This is a genomic window from Enterobacter cloacae complex sp. SYL003, assembly GCF_049236925.1.
GTDB lineage: Bacteria > Pseudomonadota > Gammaproteobacteria > Enterobacterales > Enterobacteriaceae > Enterobacter > Enterobacter intestinihominis.
In genome coordinates this window covers 146,067-161,834 of record NZ_JBMKJK010000009.1, presented here as the reverse complement: position 1 = coordinate 161,834, position 15,768 = coordinate 146,067, and the positions used below count along the sequence as shown (strand labels likewise).

12 protein-coding genes are annotated in these 15,768 nt (G+C 58.5%); 3 read left to right on the top strand and 9 right to left on the bottom strand.

The window, feature by feature from the left end:
- The first annotated feature begins 20 nt into the window (after window positions 1–20).
- Window positions 21–674, top strand: coding sequence for an oxygen-insensitive NAD(P)H nitroreductase (gene nfsB / locus ACOT1A_RS13750; RefSeq protein WP_003858884.1), 654 nt, complete (start codon window positions 21–23; stop codon window positions 672–674).
- Window positions 675–701: 27 nt separating this feature from the next.
- Here nfsB and ACOT1A_RS13745 read toward each other — a convergent pair whose 3' ends face one another.
- Together ACOT1A_RS13745 and ACOT1A_RS13740 are read right to left on the bottom strand one after the other, a co-directional pair.
- A complete protein-coding gene (locus ACOT1A_RS13745) occupies window positions 702–1,304 on the bottom strand; it encodes a hypothetical protein (RefSeq protein ID WP_276170062.1) in 603 nt (200 codons plus the stop codon).
- A gap of 153 nt (window positions 1,305–1,457) precedes the next feature.
- Window positions 1,458–2,327 carry a helix-turn-helix transcriptional regulator gene (locus ACOT1A_RS13740; protein WP_022647328.1) on the bottom strand — a complete coding sequence of 290 codons (870 nt, stop codon included), beginning with the start codon at window positions 2,325–2,327 and terminating at the stop codon, window positions 1,458–1,460.
- A 107-nt stretch (window positions 2,328–2,434) separates the two neighbouring features.
- Here ACOT1A_RS13740 and ACOT1A_RS13735 point away from each other — a divergent pair, with 107 nt between their 5' ends.
- Complete coding sequence (locus ACOT1A_RS13735) at window positions 2,435–3,871, top strand: MFS transporter (protein WP_276170061.1); 1,437 nt, start codon at window positions 2,435–2,437, stop codon at window positions 3,869–3,871.
- Window positions 3,872–3,938: 67 nt separating this feature from the next.
- Window positions 3,939–5,183: a mechanosensitive ion channel family protein gene (locus tag ACOT1A_RS13730; RefSeq protein WP_022647326.1), complete on the top strand. Its 1,245-nt coding sequence runs from the start codon at window positions 3,939–3,941 to the stop codon at window positions 5,181–5,183.
- Here the strand turns inward: ACOT1A_RS13730 and ACOT1A_RS13725 are convergent, their stop codons facing one another.
- The 7 genes from ACOT1A_RS13725 to ACOT1A_RS13695 all read right to left on the bottom strand — a co-directional run bounded on the left by ACOT1A_RS13725 (window position 5,184) and on the right by ACOT1A_RS13695 (window position 15,720).
- Window positions 5,184–6,155 carry a LacI family DNA-binding transcriptional regulator gene (locus ACOT1A_RS13725; RefSeq protein ID WP_023299504.1) on the bottom strand — a complete coding sequence of 324 codons (972 nt, stop codon included), beginning with the start codon at window positions 6,153–6,155 and terminating at the stop codon, window positions 5,184–5,186. It abuts the gene before it with no gap.
- A 75-nt stretch (window positions 6,156–6,230) separates the two neighbouring features.
- Entirely contained in the window at window positions 6,231–7,373 is a 1,143-nt protein-coding gene (locus ACOT1A_RS13720; RefSeq protein WP_276170060.1) for a Gfo/Idh/MocA family protein, read from the bottom strand.
- The gene (locus tag ACOT1A_RS13715; protein WP_126490113.1) at window positions 7,366–8,391 is read right to left on the bottom strand and encodes a sugar phosphate isomerase/epimerase family protein; all 1,026 of its coding nucleotides are present in this window, start codon (window positions 8,389–8,391) and stop codon (window positions 7,366–7,368) included. Before ACOT1A_RS13715 ends, ACOT1A_RS13720 begins: the two co-directional genes overlap by 8 nt.
- 15 nt (window positions 8,392–8,406) lie before the next feature.
- Window positions 8,407–9,642 (bottom strand): MFS transporter, encoded by a 1,236-nt coding sequence (locus ACOT1A_RS13710; RefSeq protein ID WP_023299501.1) that lies wholly within the window; start codon window positions 9,640–9,642, stop codon window positions 8,407–8,409.
- 302 nt (window positions 9,643–9,944) lie between these two features.
- Complete coding sequence (gene pheP / locus ACOT1A_RS13705; RefSeq protein ID WP_276170059.1) at window positions 9,945–11,333, bottom strand: phenylalanine transporter; 1,389 nt, start codon at window positions 11,331–11,333, stop codon at window positions 9,945–9,947.
- Window positions 11,334–11,435: 102 nt separating this feature from the next.
- Window positions 11,436–13,409, bottom strand: coding sequence for a PhoX family protein (locus tag ACOT1A_RS13700; RefSeq protein WP_276170058.1), 1,974 nt, complete (start codon window positions 13,407–13,409; stop codon window positions 11,436–11,438).
- Window positions 13,410–13,536: 127 nt separating this feature from the next.
- Window positions 13,537–15,720: a TonB-dependent receptor gene (locus ACOT1A_RS13695; RefSeq protein WP_193543271.1), complete on the bottom strand. Its 2,184-nt coding sequence runs from the start codon at window positions 15,718–15,720 to the stop codon at window positions 13,537–13,539.
- Window positions 15,721–15,768 lie beyond the last annotated feature (48 nt).

Here is a 15,768-nt window from a genome sequence, read left to right as displayed (position 1 = left end):
TTTCATCACCAGGAGTTGTTATGGATATTATTTCTGTCGCCCTGAAACGCCATTCTACCAAGGCGTTCGACCCAGCCAAAAAACTGACCGCAGAAGAAGCGGAAAAAATCAAAACGCTGCTGCAATACAGCCCGTCCAGCACCAACTCCCAGCCGTGGCACTTTATTGTTGCCAGTACTGAAGAGGGTAAAGCGCGCGTGGCAAAATCCGCGGCGGGCACCTATGTGTTTAACGAACGCAAAATGCTGGATGCCTCTCACGTGGTGGTGTTCTGTGCGAAAACCGCGATGGACGATGCCTGGCTTGAGCGCGTCGTCGATCAGGAAGAGGCTGACGGCCGTTTCGCCACGCCAGAAGCAAAAGCCGCGAACCACAAAGGCCGCTGCTATTTTGCCGACATGCACCGCGTGGATCTGAAAGATGACGACCAGTGGATGGCGAAGCAGGTTTACCTGAACGTCGGCAACTTCCTGCTGGGCGTGGCCGCGATGGGCCTGGACGCAGTGCCGATTGAAGGCTTCGATGCCGCAATCCTCGACGAAGAGTTCGGCCTGAAAGAGAAAGGCTTCACCAGCCTGGTGGTGGTGCCTGTTGGGCATCACAGCGTTGAGGATTTCAATGCCACGCTGCCGAAGTCTCGCCTGCCGCTGAGCACGATTGTGACTGAATGCTAATGAAAATGGGCCGCTGCATGCGGCCCGTTACGCTTTACTGATGACAAGCCTGCGATGCGGATGGACCTCACGATCGTTTCCCCAGGCAAAAGCAATCCAGCGCTCTTCCAGCTCAGCGTAGGAATTTACGGGCGTTAACGTCCACGCTTCTCCCACCGTACCGTCCGCCACGCTAATGCGATAGTTCATGGTAAACGCCCAGTCGATCATGCGCAGCCAGAACCGTTGCCCGTCTCCCGTTTGTTCGCTGTCAGAGACAACGATGTCGTATTCGCTTAGCACCCACTGAAAAAAGAGTTGTGGCAACCCGCTTATCACGCGTTGATGAACGGCACGTGGCGTACGCCACACCATCACCTGCGTGGCGGCACCGTGGGGAAAGGTAATTTCTTTATGAAATTTAAGCTTTACGGCATACGCCGTATAAGGTTTGCCGTCATCGGTGGTCACGAGACGATATTCATCACCATAACGCGATTTCAGGAGCCGGTATCCCACAGGCAGCAGAAACCCCGGCAGATGAAATTCCGCCGTACCTCGTGCCAGGAACGCTTCGGTGTGTTCGACGTTTCGGGAGATAAGGCCGAGTTTTTGGCTGAAGTCTGCGGAATCAATCATCAGTGGCGACATTTGTTGTTTCTCATGGCGTGAGTATAGTCGACTTAATCCCTCATCGAAATGATGTCGATTCAGTCGGTTGATTTAAGTTAAACGCCACCTTATACCTGTCTCATCCGCTTAGCAGAGCCAGCTCTTATTCCCTGAAAGCCCCTCGCAAAAAACTTATTTCCCCTGCGCCTCCAGCCACGCCATCGCCCTCTCCCCCGCCTCGTCCACCGGTAAATAGACCAGCAGCCGCGATCCGTTTCGCGGCGCAGAGTACCAGTACATCTGCTGGAGATGAAAATCCCCCAGCTCGGGATGGGTGAACAGCTTGAGCTGGTTCTCCACGCCGCGCACGTCGTTGCGCTGGTGCCACAGGGTTTTGAACTCCTCGGACACCGCAAAAAAACGCGCCAGCTTCGCTTCCCAGAGCGGGTCGCCACGGTGCTCAGCCATTGCCGCGCGGAAGTAGGAGACGAAAATCGGCAGCACGTCGTCACGTTTGCCGAGCCGCGCGCGCCACGCCGGATGGGTGAGGAACAGGTAAATACAGTTGCGATCTTCCGGCGGGATAGCGTTGAAATCGACGCCCATCAGGTGTCCGAAGCTGTCGTTCCACGCCACGATATCGAAATTCGGTTTCTGAATACTGGCAGGCTTCGGCATCAGGGTATCCAGCAGGCGACGCGTGCCTTCGCTGATCCCCTCACAGCACACCGCCTGCGGGGCTTCGCCCGGCGGCAAACCGGCAAGCACAAAAAGATGCCGGGCTTCGGTCGGGGTGCATTGCAGCGCTTTTGCAATGGCGGCCATCACCGCGCTGGACGGATTGACGTCCCGGCCCTGTTCCAGCCAGGTGTACCAGGTCACACCGACATCCGCGAGCATCGCTACCTCCTCCCGGCGCAGGCCCGGCGTGCGGCGACGGCCGCTGCGCGGTAAGCCGAGCCGCTGCGGATCGAGGCTTTCGCGCCGGGCACGCAAAAACGCGCCCAGCTGCTTGCGGGTGTCATCCTGGAGAGAGGTGACAGGTTCAGACATCAGCGCCATAACATCTCCTGCATGGTAGTACCAGTACCAGTATAAGCAAGAACTGGTACCCGTTTATCAGATGGTTGATGCTACGACTCTACGCTGTTTGACGCAATGGAGTCACCATGAATACGTCAGTTGTTTCACCGGGTCGTGCGGGCCTGATATTGCTGTTAACCGGCCAGATGCTGCCGCTGATTGATACCTCGATCACCAACGTGGCGCTGGATTCCATCACCCATTCGTTACACGCCACCGCCACCGAACTGGAGCTGATCGTCGCCCTCTACGGCGTGGCCTTTGCCGTCTGTCTGGCCCCCGGCAGCAAGCTGGGCGATAACCTTGGCCGCCGTCGCTTGTTTATGTGGGGCGTGGCGAGTTTTGGCCTGGCCTCGCTGCTGTGCGGCATGGCGGGCAATATCGAACAGTTGCTTGCCGCGCGCATTATTCAGGGCGCGGGCGCCGCGCTGATCATGCCGCAAATTCTCGCGACGTTGCACGTGACGTTAAAAGGAACGGCACACGCCAAAGCGATCAGTCTGTTCGGCGGTATCGGCGGTATTGCGTTTATCGTCGGCCAGATGGGTGGCGGCTGGCTGGTGTCGGCGGACATCGCCGGGCTTGGCTGGCGTAACGCCTTCTTTATCAACGTGCCGATTTGTCTGGTGGTGCTGGCGTTGAGCCGTCGCTACGTGCCGGAAACTCGCCGCGACACGCCGTCGCGCATTGACTGGACCGGTACTGTCCTGCTGACGGCGATACTGTGCTGTCTGCTGTTCCCGATGGCGCTCGGCCCGCAGTGGCACTGGTCGTGGCCGCTGAAGGCCGCGCTGCTGGCGATTGTGCCGCTGGTCTTTTTGATGGTGTTAAACGCGCGTAAGAAAGAGCGAGAAGATGCCCACCCGCTCATCGCGCCGCGCCTGTTGCAGCTGCGCAGCATCCGTTTTGGCGTGCTGATCGGGATACTCTTTTTCAGCGTCTGGTCCGGGTTTATGTTCTGTATGGCGCTGACCATGCAAAGCGGTCTGGGGATGGCGCCGTGGCAGTCCGGGAACAGCTTTATCGCGCTCGGCGTCACCTATTTTATTTCCGCCTGGTTCGCCCCACGCCTGATTGCCCGCTACAGCACCAGCGCCATCCTGCTGACCGGGCTTGCGATTCAGCTTGTTGGCCTGGTGGCGCTGATCGCCACGTTCCGTCACTGGGGGATGCAGAATACCGCGCTGACGTTGGCCCCGGCCACCGGGCTGGTGGGATACGGGCAGGCGCTGATTGTAAACAGCTTCTACCGTATCGGGATGCGCGATATCCAGCCTGACGACGCGGGGGCCGCGAGCGCGATTTTAAGCACGCTGCAACAGGCTGCGCTGGGGCTTGGCCCGGCCATTTTCGGCGCGATTTTGCTGCACGGGCTGCAAAATCATCACGGAGATTACACCCAGGCAGTCAACGTCTTCCTGATGGTGGAAACGGCCATGATGGGGGTGCTGGCAGTGGCCACGCTGCGTATGCGCCATCGTCTGTGTTTGCCGGTCGTCAAGGCCTGTCCGGCGACAAAATAAAACTGCCTGAATTTGCATAATAGATCCGCAGCCGCCATTATGGGGCTGCATCAATACAGGAGACGTTATGCAGGAATTAATTGCTCAGGTTGAAGAGTTAGGGATTGAAATTAATCACACCACCTCTTTAGTGATTATCTTTGGTATTATTTTTCTTACAGCCATTATCGTTCATTTTATTCTGCACAAAGTGGTGCTGCGCGCCTTCGAAAAACGCGCGCAGGCCAGCAGCCATTTATGGTTGCAGATCATTACGCAGAACAAGTTATTTCACCGTCTGGCGTTTACCCTCCAGGGGATAATCGTCAACGTTCAGGCGGTTCTGTGGCTGCAAAAAGGCAGCGAAGCGGCGGAAATGCTCACCACCTGCGCAAAATTGTGGGTGATGGTCTATGCCCTGCTCTCCTTCTTCTCGCTGCTGGATGTGATTTTTAATCTGTCGCAGAAAATGGCCACCGCATCACAGCTGCCGCTGAAGGGGATATTCCAGGGCATCAAGCTGGTGAGCGCCATTCTGGTGGGAATATTAATTATCTCCCTTCTGATCGGTCAGTCACCCGCCATTCTGATAAGCGGCCTGGGTGCGATGGCTGCCGTTCTGATGCTGGTCTTTAAAGACCCGATACTGGGCTTAGTGGCCGGTATTCAGCTCTCCGCCAACGACATGCTGAAGCTCGGGGACTGGCTGGAGATGCCGAAATACGGGGCCAACGGCACGGTGACCGACATCGGCCTGACCACCGTTAAAGTGCGCAACTTCGATAACACCATCACCACCATCCCGACCTGGGCGCTGGTGTCCGACGCGTTCATCAACTGGAGCGGCATGTCAGCCTCCGGTGGTCGCCGCATCAAGCGTAGCCTGAATATCGATACCACCAGCATTCATTTCCTCGATGAGCAGGAGCAGCAGAAACTGATTCAGGCGAAACTACTGAAGCCGTATCTGGCCGCGCGTCATGAGGAAATTAACCTGTGGAATCAGCAGAACGGCGAAGGGGAATCGGTATTAAACCTGCGCAAGATGACCAATATCGGCACCTTCCGTGCCTATCTGAATGAATATCTGCGTAACCACCCGCGTATTCGTAAAGATATGACGCTGATGGTGCGCCAGCTCGCGCCAGATGCCAACGGGCTGCCGATTGAAATATATGCCTTTACCAACACGGTGATCTGGGCGGAATACGAAGATATTCAGGCCGACATCTTCGATCATATTTTCGCGGTGGTGGATGAATTTGGCCTGCGTATTCACCAGTCGCCAACCGGAAACGATATTCGCTCGCTGGCTGGCGTCATCGCCAGATAATCAGGTGCTGGCGCGGGAAATAAAGCGCCAGTCCATCATGACCCTTTCCGTGGGCGCATCCGGGTTGTCGATCTTATTTAACAGCAGATTGACCGCCTTGCGCCCGATATCCCGCGACGGTTGTTCAATGGTGGTGAGAGAAATCATCTCCGCCAGCTCGGTGCCGTCAAAACCCACCACCGCGATATCTTCTGGCACCCGCAGCCCTGCCTGCTGAATGGCGCGCAGCGCCCCCGCCGCCAGCGTATCGGAAACGGCAAACACCGCATCCGGCGGGTTTGCCTTTAACAGATTTTGCATCGCCGCCATGCCCGCACTGGAGCTGAGCTCACTGGCGTACTCCACCGCCTGATAGTCCAGATCCCGCAGGTGTATGACGCTCTTATAGCCGCGTTCGCGCAAACGGGCATATTTGTAGCTGAGGTCGTGGTTGATGAGCGCAATGCGTTTGCGGCCCCCGTCGGCAAGCTGGCTGACAACGTGCTGGGAGGCATCAACATCGTTAATCCCCACGCAGGAGACCGCGCCCGCATCGGCGTATTCGGCGCACTGCACCCACGGCGCGTTGCCAATCAGCGCGGCCAGCTCCGGCAGCTTCGAGAACGCATCCATGGTGATAATGCCGTCGACGATTTTGCCGGAGAGCAGGCTTAAGCCCGAGCGGGAGCGCTCAATATCCGAGCCGGAGTTGCACAGCAGGATGCGGTAGCCGTTCTTTTCCGCCTCGGCTTCGATGCCCTTCACCACTTCGGCACAGAACGGGTTGGCGATGTTCGAGACCATCACCAGGATCATATAGCTGCGGGCGGTGCGCAGCTGACGCGCCAGTAGATTGGGCTGGTAGTTACTCTCCTGGATCGCCTGCAAAACGCGCTCGCGGTTTTTTGCCTTCACGGTATCGCTGTTATTCAGTACGCGAGAGACCGTTGCCACGGATACCCCGGCCAGTTGAGCGATTTTCTGAATTGACATAGCGACGATACATCCTGCGGTTAGCGTTTTGTGCAGGCTACCATAAATTGGTTGCCCGGCGAACCGGGCAATGCGTCAGTATTCCACACGCACCCAGCGCTGCAGCTGATGGCTTTTCACAATCGCATCAAGGATATACATCACACTGGCGCCATCGTGGAAGGTGGCAAACTGCGGATTATCCGGCATCGCTCCCGCCTGCACGGCACGGTAAAATTGCGCCATCATATTTTTAAAAGCATCCGGCCAGCCTTCAATGTGTCCGCCGGGGAAATGGGCGCTGTCGGCCACATCACGGTTCATCAGACCCGGATCGTCGCTGAGCGTCTGGTTTGCCCGGGTGCGATGGCCGATCCACAGCTGCTGCGGGGTTTCCTGATCCCACGCCACCGACTGCTCGCTGCCGTTAATTTCAAAGGTCAGGCGGTTTTTTCGCCCCGCGCTCACCTGCGAGACGCTAAAGCTGCCCTTGCTGCCGTCGTCAAAACGCAACAGCACCGAGCCGAAGTCTTCGGTAGTGACCAGTTTATCTTCATAGTGAGCATGTTCGTCGTGCGTAAACGTCTGACTGCCCGCCACGTTAGCCTTGCGCGTCGGCCAGACGATGGATAAATCAGCCATCACCTCAGTAATGCGCCTGCCGGTGACATACTGCACCGTATCGCACCAGTGGGAGCCGATATCCGCCACCGCCCGCGATGCGCCGCCGAGCGCGGCATCCACCCTCCAGTTGTAGTCGGTTTCCAGCAGCATCCAGTCCTGCAAATAGCTGCCGTGCGAGGCGAACAGCCGCCCGAGGGTGCCCGCGCGCATCATGCTCGCCGCCTGGCGCACCATCGCAAACTGACGATAGACAAAGCTCACGCCATGCACCACGCCCGCCTGCTCTGCCAGCGCCACCAGCTCGCGCGCCTCGTCCGGCGTCATGCACAGCGGCTTTTCGGAAAACACGTGCTTGCCCGCGCGCAGGATCTGGCGGTTAATCTCCGCGTGCAGGTGGTTCGGCGTGCAGTTGTGCACCGCATGCAGATTGGGGTGCGCGAGCAGTTCTTCCACGCTGGCGTAAGCATGCGGCACATTTAGCTGGCGCGCCTTTTCCTGCGCCTTAACGAGCGAACCGTCGCAGAGCGCGACCACCTGCACAAACCCGAGACGCCTGAGCGCCTCGATGTGTGCCGGGCCAATAAACCCGCTACCGATAATCCCGACGTTAATCATGGCTGCCCCCTGCGGCGAAATCATCAAACGCCCGTCCGGAAACGGGAATAATGTGGCGGCGGATAAATTCGCTGCCTTCACTCGCGCCAGTATCGCCATCCTTCAGGCAGCACTCCCACTCCAGCACCGCCCAGCCGTCGTAGTCGTACTGAGTCAGCTTGCTGAAGATGCCCTTAAAGTCGATCTGCCCGTCACCCAGCGAGCGAAAACGTCCGGCGCGGTTGATCCACGGCTGGTAGCCGCCGTAGACGCCGCTGCGCCCGCTGGGGCGGAACTCCGCGTCCTTGACATGGAACGCTTTAATGCGCGCATGGTAGAGATCAATAAAGGTCAGGTAATCCATCTGCTGAAGCAGCATGTGGCTCGGGTCGTAGAGAATGTTGCAGCGCGGATGGTTATCCACCAGCGCCAGAAAACGCTCGAAGGTTACGCCGTCGTGCAGATCTTCCCCCGGATGCAGCTCAAAGCAGACGTCCACGCCCTGCTCGTCGAAGGTATCCAGTATCGGCCGCCAGCGGGTTGCCAGCGCCTCGAACGCCTCCTGAAAACGCTGCTCGTTGTGCGGCGGCCACGGATAGAAAAACGGCCAGGCCAGCGAGCCGGAGAAGGTGGCGTGCGCTTTCAGCCCTAATCGGGCCGAGGCGACCGCCGCCTGCTTCAGTTTTTCCGTCGCCCACGCCTGACGCGCCGCATCGTTACCGCGCACGGATGCGGGTGCGAAGTGGTCAAACGCCTCGCTGTAAACCGGGTTCACCGCCACAAGCTGCCCTTCCAGATGGGTCGACAGCTCGCTGATGACCAGCCCGTGCGCGGCCAGCTTTGCGGTGATGTCGTCGCAGTAGGCCTGACTCTCTGCGGCTTTCTCCACATCAAAGATATGCGGATGGTTGCAGGGGATTTGCACCGCTCTGTAACCCTTCGACGCCGCCCATTCTGCCAGCCCGTCGAGCGTGTTGAAGGGCGCTTCCCCGCCAATAAACTGCGACAGAAAAATACCCGGTCCTTTCATTGTCCTCATACCACCTCCAGAACATTACGCCTTGTCATCGTCATACTTAAACGTGAGAAGGAAAATCAGCGCGATCGCCGCGGCAGCCACCGCCGGGATCCACCAGAATGTAACCCACGCCTGCGGCACGGTCTGCCCTGCCACCAGGCGGTTGTAAAGCGCCCCTGAAATCTGCGAGCCGAGCAGCATGCCGATGCCGTAGGTGAACATCACGATCATGCTCTGCGCCTGACCTTTGACCTTTTCGCCCGCCACGCGGTCGGTATAGATGAAGCCGACGACAAAGAAGAAATCGTAGCAGACGCCGTGCAGCAGAATGCCCAGATACAGCAGAATGCGCCCCTCCTCGCTGACGCCCAGCGCGAACATGGCATAACGTACGAACCACGCCAGCATGCCGATCAGCAGCATATATTTCACGCCCAGGCGGCGGAACAGCAGCGGAATAACCAGCATGAAGACGATCTCAGACATCTGCCCGAAGGACATGGCGGTGCTGACGTCGGCAATGCCGGCATCCGCCAGATACGAGGCGGTGTAGGCGTAATAGGTGCCGAGCGGGACGGAGATCAGCATTGCGCAGACGGAGAAGACGAAGAAGTGGCGGGTTTTGAGCAGCGCGAAGGCGTCCGCGCAGAAGAGATCGCGCACCTTCACAGGCAGGCCTTTCGCCGGTGCAGGCGTGTGCGGCAGCGTCAGGCTATAGAGCGCCAGCAGCACGGAGCTGACCGCCGCCACCTGGAAGATGGTCACGCTGGACGCCACGCCGGTGACGCCAATAAAAATGCCCGCCACGATCCAGCCGATGGTGCCAAACACGCGCACCACCGGGAAGGTTTTATCCACGTTTGCCAGGCTGTGGAACGCGATGTTGTTGGTGAGCGCCAGCGTTGGCATGTAGCAGAGCGTGTAGCCAAACAGCAGGCCAATCAGCAGCGCGCCGTTCTCAGCAATCAGCGCCCCCGGCACGAACCAGAGGATCGCCGCGCCCGCGAGGTGCATCACCGCCATCACCTTCTGTGAAGCGAAGAAGCGGTCCACCAGCATCCCGAGCACGAACGGCGAAAGAATGGAGGCGATGGGCCCGGCTGAGAACGCGTCGCCAATCAGCAGTGACATGTTGTGCCGGGTCATCACCAGGCCAAGCGTGACCGACCAGCTACCCCAGATAAAAAATTGCAGAAACATCATCAGCGACAGACGCGGCACCAGCAGCCGGTGCTGCGTTATCGCCTTTTCACTACTCTCAGTTGACACCATGATAAGCCTCACCCGGAAAAAGTAATCGATTACAAATTAGTTCAAATGAAAAGTAATCGATTACAAAACAAAGATCCTGTGGATCGAAACAGAATTGGGAGAGGGGTCACGATAATGGTGAAGCGGAGGTGCCGGGTGGCGGCTTCGCCTTACCCGGCCTACTAAATAACGTCCCCGAACATGTAGGCCCGGTAAGCGCAGCGCCACCGGGCGTGAAGGCAGGCAGTGTGGTGCGGTCTGGTTTGGTGCGGTCTGGTGCCCTCACCCCGGCCCTCTCCCACAGGGAGAGGGAGAAAAGCGCGCTACTTTTTACGTGAGAGTTTAAAGGCAACAAACAGGAACACCACCCACACCGGCAGCAGCATCGCTGACAGGCGCATCTCATCCATGGTGCACATCAGCACCAGAATCAGGCCGAGGAAGGCGATACAGATGTAGTTCCCCGCCGGATAGAGCAGCGCCTTGAACTGCGTCTCGCGCCCCTTGCGGCGCATCGCCGCGCGAAAGCGCAGGTGCGCCAGGCAGATCATGATCCAGTTCAGCAGCAGCGTGGCGACAACCAGCGCCATCAGCAGGCCAAACGCCTCTTTCGGCAGCAGATAGTTGATCAGCACCACCAGCGAGGTGATAGCCCCGGAAAGGAACAGCGAATTGATCGGCACGCCGCGACGGCTGACGCGGGTAAGGAACTTCGGCGCGTTGCCCTGTACGGAGAGGCCAAACAGCATGCGGCTGTTGGAGTAAACCCCGCTGTTGTACACCGACAAAGACGCCACCAGAATGACGAAGTTCAGCGCGGAAGCCACCACGTTGCTGTTCAGGTCATGGAAGATCATCACGAACGGGCTGCTGTCAGATTTTACTTCCACCCACGGATAGAGCGCCAGCAGCACCACCAGCGAGCCGATATAGAACAACAGGATACGGTACACCACCTGGTTGACCGCTTTCGGTATGCTTTTGTGCGGATCGTGCGCTTCAGCAGCGGTGATGCCAATCAGCTCCAGACCGCCAAAGGAGAACATAATGACCGCCAGCGAGAGGATCAGCCCTTTCCAGCCGGTCGCCAGGAAGCCGCCGTGCTGCCACAGGTTGTCGATCGATGCACGCTCGCCGCCGTGGCCGGAGAACAGCAGCCACAGGCCAAAGCCGATCATGCCGATAATCGCCAGCACCTTGATCAGCGCAAACCAGAACTCGGTCTCACCATACAGGCGCACGTTCACAAGGTTAACGGCGTTAATAATGATGAAGAAGGCCGCCGCCCAGATCCACGTCGGGACATCCGGCAGCCAGTACTGCATATAGATGCCTGCGGCGGTCAGCTCCGCCATGCCCACCAGCACGAACATCACCCAGTAGTTCCAGCCGGAGAGGAAGCCTGCGAACGGACCCCAGTATTTATAGGCAAAATGCGCGAAGGAGCCGGACACCGGCTCTTCAACAACCATCTCGCCAAGCTGGCGCATGATCAGGAAGGCGATAATCCCTGCGAGAGCGTAACCCAGCAGAACCGCCGGGCCAGCCATTTGAATGGCGGGGCCGATGCCGAGAAACAGCCCGGTACCGATCGCGCCGCCAAGGGCAATTAACTGAATATGTCGATTTTGCAAACCACGTTGCAGCGTCGGACTCTGATCCGACGAAGCTTCAGCGCTACCATGGCCTGAAGCGGATGACGCGTCTTTCACGCCCTACCCCTGTCTCTTTTTTAGAAGGGGCACGTTTTAACACTTCATGCTGGTGGTAGCAAGCTTAACGCCGGGCCAGCGCATGCGCCCGGCTGATAAACGTCACGACCCGATGATCCCGCCGTCTGCTTTGACGATCACCACCGTTGACGATCGCGGACGCCCGTTCGGGCTCGCGTCTGGCCAGCTGGAAACAGCGCGAGGGTTGGCCGGGTCGGTAATATCATCCCCACCCTCCCCCGGATGCTGAATGTTGATAAACAGCGTCCGGTTGTCTGGCGTAAATGCAATACCGGTGATTTCGCACCCGCGCGGCCCGGTCAGGAATCGGCGATACTCGTTGGTGTCTGGAATGGTAGCCACCATCTGGTTATTGCCCATCCCCTCGTACGCTTTCTTATTGATGGTGCTGGAGGAGACATCGGTCTGGATCCACAGGACGCCCTGGTGGTCAAACGACAGGCCGTCCGGGCTGCCAAATTCCGCGCCCTGCATCGAGCCTTTGGCCTTCGGATCGTCGCCGTCGGTGCGCCCGGCCATGACCAGAATATCCCACTTAAAGCGTGCGGCGGCAGGATCGGCCCCCTCTTCGAGCCAGTGCATAATATGCCCGTACACGTTGTTGGCGCGCGGGTTAGCAGCATCGACCGGTGCCTTGCCCTCTTTCCCGCGATCGCTGTTGTTGGTGAGCGTACAGTAGACGCTGCCGCTGGCGTGCGGATCGACGGCTATCCACTCGGGGCGATCCATCTTCGTTGCCCCCACCACGTCGGCCGCCAGACGGGTTTTAATCAGCAGATCGCCCTGGCTTGCAAAACCGTTGCTTTTATCCAGGCCATTTTGCCCGAAGACAAGCGGCAGCCAGTCGCCGCTGCCGTTTTCGTTGAACCTGGCGACGTACAGCGTGCCGGACGTCAGCAGCTGCATATTGGCTTCGCGGTTCGCGGGATCGTATTTTTTATCCGAAACAAATTTATAGATGTACTCAAACTTTTGGTCGTCACCCATATAAACCACCACGCGATTATCGGCGGCGAGCGTGACGGCTGCCCCCTCATGCTTGAAGCGGCCCAGCGCGGTGTGCTTGCGCGGGGTGGAGGTCGGGTTGTAGGGATCGATTTCCACGACCCAGCCGAAACGGTTGGGTTCGTTAGGGGTTTTATCGACGCTGAACCGCTCATCCACCTCGTTCCAGCGGTACGATTCATCGCTGTCGCTAATGCCGTAGCGTTTTTCCAGCGGGTTGAGATCGGCTTTTTTCACAAATATGTCCGACCAGTTCTCCTCGCAGGTGAGATAGGTCCCCCACGGCGTGTGGCCGTTGGCGCAGTTCTGCATGGTGCCCAGAACGCGTTCCCCCTGCGGATCGGCGGCGGTTTTCATTAAGTCCTGATGCCGCGCCGGGCCGGTAAGCTGCATCGGCGTATTGACGGTAATACGGCGGGCGAACGAAGACGGACGCACCACCTCCCAGCCGCTGCCCGTTTTTTTCACTTCCACCACCGACACGCCCATCGCGTTCTGCCCCTTGCGGGCTTTGTCGAGGCTCCAGTTCGCCGTACCGTCCGTAAACAGCATTCCGTTATCGATGTATTCATGGTTCATCGCCAGCAGGCCATGCTCCGGGCTTTGCCCCCCCTGCGGCAGGCTAAACCACGCCATGCCATCGTGGTGCATACCCGCCTGCACAGCCTGTTCGTCTGTGGTATTGCTGGCGTCCGGCTTAAATGCCGGCATGTTGTCTTTGATTCCCGTCGGATCACCCCAGCGATAGAACGGGCGGGCAATATAGCCTTCTGGCACCCTGACCGTGTCTTCCGTGGAGACGTCGATGCTGGTAAAGCCCAGGGAAACCGCTTTTGCCAGCGCGGAAGGCTTCGATACCGCGGCAATGGCATTTTCGGGTGTGATCAGATACGGGAATGATACGGCGGCCCCCGCTACGGCCCCCATCTGGAGAAAACGGCGGCGGGAGAGGAACACCTCTGCAACCTCGGAGAATACCGGGTTAGCGCTGCGGTTACTGATATCGTCGCGATGTTCTTTTTTAAATACGGATTTGAGGGGTCTGCCCATAGCGGCTTCCTGTCATTGGCCAAGAGGTAAGGATGTGGCGACCAGTGTAAGAAGCTTTTATTACAATTTTATAACACGACAACGAAGGGATTGGGGCGTCCCTGCCCCGGATAACGAGGTGGAACGCTTAGAACTCGTAGCCAACCGAGACCTTAAAGGTACGCGGCTCGCCCTGAGTGATGTAAGTACCGGAATCGTCCACGCTTGACCAGTAGTTCTCGTTGGTCACGTTGTCGATGCCTGCCCGCACGGTCATCTGGTTTTCATTGTGGTTCACCGCGAAGCGATAGCGCATGCCCAGATCCAGCGTGGTGTAGCTGTCCAGCTTTTTGGTGTTCGCAAGATCGGCATACTGCGTGCCGGAGTGGTTAACGCGTGCGGTCGCCGTCAGGCCTTCAATCGGCTTGATATCGTACTCTGCGCCCAGCACGGCGTAGAAGCTCGGAATACCGATCGCATCGTTGCCCTGATTGACGCCGTTTTTGGTTTTGGTCAGCTCGGCCTGCAACCAGGTGGCGCTGGCATTCAGACGCATCCCAAGCATTGGCTCGCCGAAGACGTTCAGCTCCACGCCGCGGTTACGTTGTTCTGCATCCAGGCCGTAGTGACCGCTGTCGTCAAGGATCGCCGACGGCATTTTGATCTCAAACAGCGCCAGGGAGCCGCCCACGCGGCCAAAGTCCGCCTTTACGCCCACTTCGTTCTGCTTAGAGTGCACGATACCGGTGCTCTGGCCGTAGTTAGTAGCAGTGTTCGGCGCAGTTTCACCGGGCTGTAACGCCTCGGTGTGGTTGGCGTAGAGGGAAATTTCCTCCCACGGTTTATAGACCACGCCGTAGGTTGGCATCCAGCGGCTGCCGTCGAAACCGTCCGCGTCGTTTTCCGCGCCGGTGATTTTGTTGTACCCGCGGATCACTACCTTCTGATGACGTGCGCCTGCGGTGAACAGCAGCTTGTCATCCAGCACGCCCAGGGTATCGCTCAGCAGCCAGCCCTGCGTGCGGGTGCGCCCGCTGGTCAGCGGATCGCTGTATTTGCCGCCTGAGCCGCTGAAGTTGCTGCTGTCCGGCATAGCCACGCCGGTGTTGTGGTAGATATTGGTGGTCGGGTTATCCGCCGCGGCCGACATCTTCCACGCGATTTTTTCGTTTTTGGTCATCGCCGAATACCCGACGTTCACCTTATGCGAGACGAAGCCGGTAGTGAAGTTACCGCGAATACCCGCCATGCCGCTGACGGAATCGCTGATGCGGTTGGTATCAAGGCGGCTGACCGTCGCATTACCGCTCTTATCGAGGAGCTTCGGCGCGCTGTAGATCCCCTCTTCATGCGCGTGCTGTGCGCCGAGGCCGGTATAGGCCGTCCAGCTATCGGTGATGTCGTACTCGCTGCGCCACATGCCGAATTCGTTTTCGATATCGCTGTAGGCCCACTTCTGCGAGAAGTTGCGATCGTTCTTCGGTGGTTCAGGCACGAAGTCCACCGCCGAGATGTTGACGCTGGTCGGGCTGCCGTGGAAGGTTTTTTTCTGATAGCCCAGGTCCAGCGAGGTGCGGAAACGGTCACCTTTGTAATCCAGACCGGTGGAGAGCAGCGTGGTGCGGCGGCGGTCGTTCGGCACGCCGGTTTCGCCTTCACGATGCACAAGGTTCACCCGCGCGCCGAACTGGTCGTTATCGCCAAAGCGACGCCCCGCATCCAGCGTGGTGCCAATCTGGGAATCCGAGGTGTAGTCGACGCCCACTTTCGCCTGCGGGATGTCGCCCGCGTGTTTTGGCTCAAGGTTGATCATCCCGCCCACGCCCGAGCTGGCCGCGCCGTTCATCAGGGAGTTGGCCCCTTTGAAGATCTCGATGCGGTCAACCATCTGGGCATCCACCACCTGACGCGGCAGTACGCCGGACAATCCGCCAAAGGTCATATCGTCGCCGTCAAACTTCAGGCCGCGGATACGGAAGGTTTCCGCGCTGTTGCCGTACCCCTGAACGAACTGCACGCCCGCGTCGTTAGCGACCACGTCAGCAATGGTTTTCGCCTGCTGATCTTCCACCAGCTTCGAGGTGTAGCTAATGATGTTGAACGGCACGTCCATGGCGTTCTGCTGCCCGAGCATCCCCATACGTCCGCCGTTAGCCACCTGGCCGTCGAGGAAGGCCGGAAGCAGTTGGTCACCGCCGGGTTTGAAATCACTCCCCGCCGTGGACTGGACCACGATGGTGTCCTCTTTTTTCTCTTCCGCCGCAAAGGCGGAGTGTGTAACCGCGCCGATGGCAATCGCCAGCAGCGTTTTGTGCATTGTGGTGTTGTTCATAATGAGCTCTTAACGTGCGCGCAAAAATGGTCCGTTGTCGGGCCTTAG